The organism is Corallococcus sp. CA047B (genome assembly GCF_003612065.1).
In the GTDB taxonomy this organism is placed as follows: Bacteria; Myxococcota; Myxococcia; order Myxococcales; family Myxococcaceae; genus Corallococcus; species Corallococcus praedator.
The window spans coordinates 1-6810 of record NZ_RAWD01000422.1; the positions used below are offsets into that span (position 1 = coordinate 1).

At 69.9% G+C, this 6810-nt stretch carries 8 protein-coding genes; 5 read left to right on the forward strand and 3 right to left on the reverse strand.

Annotation, left to right across the window (positions count from 1 at the left end; translation table 11 throughout):
• From D7X74_RS37685 to D7X74_RS37700, 4 genes are all read left to right on the forward strand, one after another.
• The coding region (locus D7X74_RS37685; protein ID WP_120537811.1) for a YiiX/YebB-like N1pC/P60 family cysteine hydrolase at positions 1-1542 on the forward strand (1542 nt) is incomplete at its 5' end.
• Positions 1543-1551: 9 nt separating this feature from the next.
• On the forward strand, positions 1552-1827 hold the full coding sequence (locus D7X74_RS37690; protein ID WP_120537812.1) for a hypothetical protein: 276 nt from the start codon (positions 1552-1554) through the stop codon (positions 1825-1827).
• Between the two features lie 84 nt (positions 1828-1911).
• Entirely contained in the window at positions 1912-2736 is an 825-nt protein-coding gene (locus D7X74_RS37695; RefSeq protein WP_120537818.1) for a SirB1 family protein, read from the forward strand.
• A gap of 42 nt (positions 2737-2778) precedes the next feature.
• A complete protein-coding gene (locus D7X74_RS37700) occupies positions 2779-3357 on the forward strand; it encodes an NUDIX hydrolase (protein WP_120537813.1) in 579 nt (192 codons plus the stop codon).
• A 10-nt stretch (positions 3358-3367) separates the two neighbouring features.
• Here D7X74_RS37700 and moaC read toward each other — a convergent pair whose 3' ends face one another.
• Genes moaC through trxB form a run of 3 tightly spaced genes read right to left on the reverse strand, consistent with a single transcriptional unit; the run spans position 3368 to position 6067 of the window.
• Entirely contained in the window at positions 3368-3877 is a 510-nt protein-coding gene (moaC, locus tag D7X74_RS37705) for a cyclic pyranopterin monophosphate synthase MoaC (RefSeq protein ID WP_120537814.1), read from the reverse strand.
• Entirely contained in the window at positions 3874-5061 is a 1188-nt protein-coding gene (locus tag D7X74_RS37710) for a PLP-dependent aspartate aminotransferase family protein (protein WP_120537815.1), read from the reverse strand. Before D7X74_RS37710 ends, moaC begins: the two co-directional genes overlap by 4 nt.
• A gap of 40 nt (positions 5062-5101) precedes the next feature.
• Positions 5102-6067, reverse strand: a complete 966-nt coding sequence (gene trxB / locus D7X74_RS37715) for a thioredoxin-disulfide reductase (RefSeq protein WP_120537816.1) — start codon at positions 6065-6067, stop codon at positions 5102-5104.
• 81 nt (positions 6068-6148) lie between these two features.
• Between trxB and D7X74_RS37720 the strand changes: the two genes are divergently transcribed.
• On the forward strand, positions 6149-6607 hold the full coding sequence (locus D7X74_RS37720) for a cyclic nucleotide-binding domain-containing protein (protein ID WP_120537817.1): 459 nt from the start codon (positions 6149-6151) through the stop codon (positions 6605-6607).
• Positions 6608-6810: the final 203 nt, after the last annotated feature.

A 6810-nucleotide genomic window follows, 5' to 3' on the forward strand; every position in this document is an offset into this window, starting at 1 on the left:
GCCGAACCACCGTCCGCCACCGCGCCCGCCCAGGCCCCCCGCGACGTGTACGCGCTGGAGGAGGCCGCCTTCGTGGCCCAGGCGCGACGCGACCTGGAAGCGCTGCGGCTGGGCACCGAGGGCCTGCGCCGCGTGCGGGCGGAGGCGCTGCGCTCGCGCGAGCTGTACCGCCGCAAGCAGAGCGTGCCGTACACCCCGGATGAGAAGCAGCTCTTGGTGTCCACCTGGGCCGCCTTCTTCGACTGCTTCGTGTCCACGGAGGTGGTGCGCCAGCGCTACTGGGACTTCCTCAAGGTGCCCTCCCTCACCCAGCCGAAGAAGCACGCCTGGGGCTTCCTGCTGACCCACGCCGCGCTCGCCGCGGAGTTGTCCCAGGGCCTGCACTACGCGGACCTCACCGGAGGCCAGGCGCAGTTGGAGGTGCTGCTGGATGAGTCCGTCCCGGAGTACGGCCTGCCGCCGCGCGCCTTCGCCCACTTCAAGGAGAAGGTCCTCCACGTGGGCACCTCCACCCAGCTCTTCACGGGCGACGGCTACCGCGCGACGCTGCACCCCATCCTCGCGAAGGCCGGCGTGCTGGACGAGCCGGGCGTCCCCGCGCTGCTCCAGGCCATGCGGGCCGACAGCCAGGCCGCGCGCTCGCGGCTGCTCAAGCGCGGCCCGGTGCTGTTCGCCAAGGCCGTGGCGGACCTCACCCAGGACACCACCGCGCGCGCGGTGTTCCCGGTGCAGAAGACGGTGGCGGAGTGGATGGGCGACACGCGCGTGCACCGCGTGGGCAAGCCGCTCATCTCCCGCGAGCAGACGCTGAAGCTGGTGGAGCGGATGGCGCCGGGGGACATCCTGGTGGCGCGGCAGAACTGGTTCCTCTCCAACATCGGCCTGCCGGGCTTCTGGCCGCACGCGGAGCTCTACGTGGGCACGCCGAAGGACCTGGCCCTGGCGTTCGACGCGGATCCGGAGGTGAAGGCGTGGGTGGCCACCCTGCCCGGCCATCCCCAGACGTTCACCGGGCACCTGGCCCAGGCGTTCCCCGCCAAGTGGGCCGAGTACACCGGCAAGGACGCCCATGGGGATCCGCTGCGCATCATCGAGTCCATCAGCGAGGGCGTGAGCTTCACCGGCACGGAGCACGGCATGCACGTGGACTACCTGGGCGTGCTGCGCCCGCGCGTGCCTCCTGTGGACAAGGCCCGCGCCATCCTGCGCGCCTTCACCTTCCAGGGCCGTCCGTACGACTTCAACTTCGACTTCTTCTCCGACCAGACGCTGGTGTGCACGGAGCTCGTCTGGAAGGCGTATGCGCCCGCGAAGGACATGAAGGGCTTGAACATCCCCCTGGTGAACGTGGCCGGCCGGCGCACCCTGCCGGCGAATGAGATTGTCCGGGTCTTCGACGCCGAGTACGCAACGCCCGGACGGCAGTTCGACTTCGTCGGCTTCCTGGACGGGCGGGAGGCCCAGGGCGACGCCGTCGAAGCGAACGCCGAGGTCTTCCGTTACACCTACCGTCGGATGAAGTGGGACATCGCTCAGGAGTAGAGGCACACCATGACGGAAGACACGGCGAACCAGTTCCTGGACCTGGCCACCGCGCTCTATGAGCGGATGATTTCCCAGCAGCAGGCGAAGGTGCTGCGTCTGGCGCGCGAGGCGGTGCCCAACATCGGGCCGGAGGAGATGCGCAACCCGCACGACTTCCCTGAGCTGAAGGAGCACCCCTCCTTCGAGTTCGAGGATGGAATCCTGGCCGGACTGATTTCCGCCCACATGGCGCTCCGGGCGGAGATCAAGGGTCGCCTGCCTGCCATGCCTCCTGGGGCCTGACGCTCGGCTGCCTGCCTTTGCCGTAGGACCTTCCGTGGGTTACTGGTGCGCACCGTGAGCTTTCCCTCTGGATTCGGCCCGCCGCTGGCACGCGAGCGGCTGGTGTCTTCCCTGGCCGCGGATCCCCCGCGGCTGGACCTGGCGGCCCTGGCCATCGCGACGCTGGGTCGGGTGGACCTGGACGCCCCGGCGTGTCTGCACACGCTGGACGCGCTCGCGTGCCGGGTGCAGGTGGAGGCGGAGCGGCTCAGCGAGAAGGGCGAGGCCCTGGCCTCCCTGCGCGCCCTGCGCCACGTGCTGGCGGACATCGAGGGCTTCCGGGGCAACGAGGACGACTACCACGCCCCGGACAACAGCTTCCTGGACCGGGTGCTGGAGCGGAAGGTGGGGCTGCCGATTACCCTGTCGGTGCTCTACCTGGAGGTCGCGCGCCGCGCGGGCATCCCGCTGTACGGCGTCCCCTTCCCGGGGCACTTCCTGGTGGCGTGCGACGCGGGGGACCACAAGCTGGTGATGGATCCGTTCCACCACGGCGACATCCTCACGGAGCACGGGTGCGAGGAGCTGCTCAAGCGCGTGGCGCCGCAGCTCAAGTTCGACCGCTCCATGCTGGCGCCCGCGCCGGTGGAGCTCATCGCGTACCGGATGCTGTCCAACCTGCGCCGCGTGTACCTGGGGCGCGAGGACAGCGAGCAGGGACTGGCGGTGGTGGACCTGTTGCTCTTGCTGGCGCCGGACCATCCGGGAGAGCTGCGCACGCGGGCCGCGCTGCTCACCACGATGGGGGCCTTCCGCGCGGCGCTCAAGGACGTGGAGCGCTGCCTGGAGTTGTCGCCGGATGCGCCAGACCGGGAGCGGCTGGAGATGTCCGCGCGCGAGTTGCGCGAGCGGGCGGAGTTGTTGAACTGAACGCAGCGCTGTCTGGCGGCACGCCGGAAGGAAGCCCCCCGTATGTCGTCCTCCTCTGAACCGAAGGCGCCGAGTCTGAAGCCCTGGTTGCGCCTGCGCCGCGGGTTGGAGCACGACTTCGGCGTGGTGAAGGTGCGCGAGGACAAGGTGGTGGATCCGCGCACGCAGCAGGAGCACCCGCGCGTGCGGATGGATTGCGCGGACTGGGTCAACGTCATCGCGGTGACGAAGCAGGACGCACTGGTGATGGTGCGCCAGTTCCGCTTCGGCATCGACGCGTCGACGTTGGAGCTGCCCGGCGGTTGCGTCGAGCCGGGGGAGGCGCCCGAGGTCGCCGCCGCGCGCGAGCTGGAAGAGGAGACGGGCTATCGCGCCGGGAGGCTGGAGTCGCTGGGCGCGGTGCACCCCAACCCGGCCTTCCAGTCGAACCAGAGCCACGTGTTCCTGGCGCTCGACTGCGAGCGCGTGAGCGACGGGCACCAGGACGATGGCGAGGACATCGCCGTGGAGCTGCATCCGCGCGCGGATGTGCCCCGCCTCATCCTGGAAGGACACATCACGCACTCGCTGGCGGTGGTGGCGTTCTTCATGGAGCAGCTGCGCGCGGACGCTCGGCGGTAGGAGCTCCGGCTCAACGCGCGGCGCGGGGCCGGGACGTCTTGCGACGGGACTTCGGGGCGGCGGGCTTCTTCACCGGAGCGGCGTCCGCCTCGCGCTCCCACGTGCCCGAGCGGCCCCCGGACTTGTGGTCCAGCTGCACGGCCTCGATGACCATGCCCCGGTCCACGCTCTTGCACATGTCATAGACGGTGAGCGCCGCCGCGCACGCGGCCGTGAGCGCCTCCATCTCCACGCCCGTGCGGTCCACCGTCTTCACCCGCACGCGCACGTCCAGCCCTTCGTCCACGGGCGTGAGCGTCACCTCCACGCCCGCGAGCGCGATGGGGTGGCACAGGGGCACGAAGTCCGGGGTGCGCTTGGCGGCCATGATGCCCGCGAGCCGCGCCGCCGCGAGCACGTCCCCCTTCTCCACCTTCCCCGCGAGGATGCGCTCGCGCGTCGCGGGCAGCATCCGCAGGCGCGCCGTGGCCACCGCCACGCGCTCCGTCTTCGGCTTGTCACCGACATCCACCATCTTCACCGGCCGGCCCCCTTCGCCACGGCGGCGAGCAGGTCGTCCGCCACGTCGTCCGGATCCTCCAGCCCCACGGACACGCGGATGAGGCTGTCGCGGATGCCCGCCTGGGCGCGCTCCTCGGGCGTCATCCGGCGCGCACTGGCGCTGGCCGCGTGCATCACCAGCGTGCCCACGTCCCCCAGCGACGGCCCGGGCTTGCACACCCGCAGCGCCTCCAGGAACCGGTCGCCCTCCTTCTGCCCCGCGCCCCGGATCTCAAACGCCACCATGGGCCCGAAGCCGCCCTCCAGCACCCGGCCCGCCACCGCGTGGTCCGGATGGGACGTCAGGCCCGGATAGATGACCCGCTCCAGCAGTGGCGAATCCGACAGCCGCTTCGCCACATGAGCGGCGTGCTCGTTGTGGGCCTTCATGCGGACGGGCAGCGTGCGCAGGCCGCGCAGCGTGAGCCACGCCTCGAAGGGGCCCAGCACGTCCCCGGACAGGATGCGCGCCGAACGCAAGGGGTCCATCCGCGCCTTCGTGCCGCTCACCGTGCCGCCCAGCGCGTCGCTGTGGCCGTTGAGCCACTTGCTGGTGGACTGCACCGAGTAGTCCGCGCCCAGCTCCAGCGCGCGCTGCCCGAAGGGCGACGGGAAGGTCGCGTCCACCGCGAACACGCTGCCCGCGTCGCGGCACGCCTGGGCCAGCGCGCGGATGTCCGGCACGCGCAGCAGCGGATTGGAGATGCTCTCCGCCAGGACCATGCGCGGACGCCACTCGCGGATGCGCGCGGGTGCCTCCGGATCCGTCTGGTTCAGCGGCCGCAGCTCCACGCCCCAGCGGGCGCAGAGGTTCTTGTAGAGGAAGCGGGTGACGCCGTAGCCATCCGTCGGCATCACCAGCACGTCCCCGGCCTTCCACGGCTGCGCGTCGAAGAGCGAGCGCAGCGCGGCCATGCCGGAGGCGTACGCGACGCACGCCTCCGCCCCTTCCAGCGCCGCCACCGCCTCCTCCAGCAGCGCCGCGTTGGGCGCGCTGATGCGGGCGTAGGCGTAGTCCTTGCCGTCCAGCGCGTCCGACAAGTCATCGCTGCTGTCGAACCAGTTCACCGCCGCCGGGAAGATGGGCGGCATGACGGGCACCGCCTTGCTCCCGGTGAGCCGGGAGCCCGCGTGCACCGCCACCGTCTTCTGCTTCGTGCTCATGGACGTGTCTTCTCGCTGGAAGGCGGAGGCCTTGGAGGAACTACTCGCCCTGCTCGATGAGCCAGCGCTCCGCGTCGATGGCGGCCATGCAGCCCGTGCCCGCGGCGGTGATGGCCTGGCGGTAGTAGCTGTCCTGCACGTCACCGCAGGCGAAGACGCCGGGGATGTTGGTGCGGGTGCTGCCGGGAATCGTCTTCAGGTAGCCGCCCTGGTGCGTCTCCAGGATGCCCTGGAACAGCTCCGTGTTCGGCGTGTGGCCGATGGCGACGAACAGACCCGTCGCGGTGACGAGCTGGCTGTCGTTCGTCTTCAGGTTGCGCACGACGGCGCCCGTCATCCCCTTGTTGTTGCCCACCACCTCTTCCACCGCGGAGTTCCACAGGAAGGAGATCTTCGGGTTGTTGAGCGCGCGCTCCTGCATCACCTTGGAGGCGCGCAGGGAGTCACGGCGGTGGATGAGCGTGACGTGGTTGACGATCTTCGCCAGGTACGTGGCCTCTTCCATGGCCGTGTCGCCGCCGCCCACCACCAGCACGTCCTGCTTCTTGTAGAAGGCGCCGTCGCAGGTGGCGCACGCGGACACGCCGCGGTTCTTGTAGGTGTCCTCGCCCTTGACGTTGAGCCACTTGGCGGTGGCGCCCGTGGAGATGATGACCGTCTCCGAGCGCACCTGCATGCCGCTCTCGCTCTCCAGCAGGAAGGGCCGCTGGGAGAAGTCCACCTTGGTGATGTTCTCCATGTGCAGCGCGGTGCCGAAGCGCTCCGCCTGCTTCTGGAAGCGCTCCATCAGCTCCGGGCCGGTGATGGGCTCCGCGAAGCCGGGGTAGTTCTCCACGTCGGTGGTGACCATGAGCTGGCCGCCCGGCACGCGCTGGGGGTGCTCCAGGGTGGGGCCACCGGCGAACACCACGGGCTCCAGGTTGGCGCGCGCCGCGTAGATGGCGGCCGTGTAGCCCGCGGGGCCTGAACCGATGATGGTGACCTTCTGAATCTTGTCCTGCGACACGGCGCCTCCTGCGCTGATGCGTTTTCGGGCCCGGACGGTACCAGACGCCGTACTCCAGGCCATGATACGTACCTGGACCCCATGGATGCCGCTGTCCTCAAGAAGGTTGCGCTCTTCGAGGGTTTGACCCAGGGCCAGCTCGCCAAGGTCGCCCAGATTGCCCGGTCCCGGACCTACACCGCCGGCGACTTCGTCTTCCGCGAGGGAGACACCGGTCAGGACATGTTCATCCTCACCGACGGCAAGGTGCGCATTTCCAAATCCGTGCCGGGCATCGGGGAAGAGGCGCTCGCCATTCTCGAACCCGGCCAGTATTTCGGGGAGATGGCGGTCATCGAGGATTCACCCCGCTCCGCGGACGCCATCGCCCACAGTGGCTGCACGGTGTGGGTCATCGAGCGGGCGAAGCTGGACCAGCTCATGTTCACGGACAAGGACCTGGCCTACGTGCTCCTCTGGACGTTCGTCCGCACGCTGAGCGAGCGGCTTCGCGAGACGAACGACAAGATCAAGGGCTTCTTCGCCATCTCCCGCTTCTAGCGGTCAGGCACCTCCAGCCCCCGTCTCCTCGCGCGCCGAGAGTGCGGTTGGAGCACCGCTGTCCGTCCCGGGTCCGGGCCCCTTCGCGCGGGTCTGGACGGGCCTCACCCTATCCGCAGGAGTGGGAGGCCAGGGCACACGCCTTGCTCTTTCCCCGGCACGTGGAGGGAGGCGGGATGGAACAGGGCGGAGAGGCGTGGGAG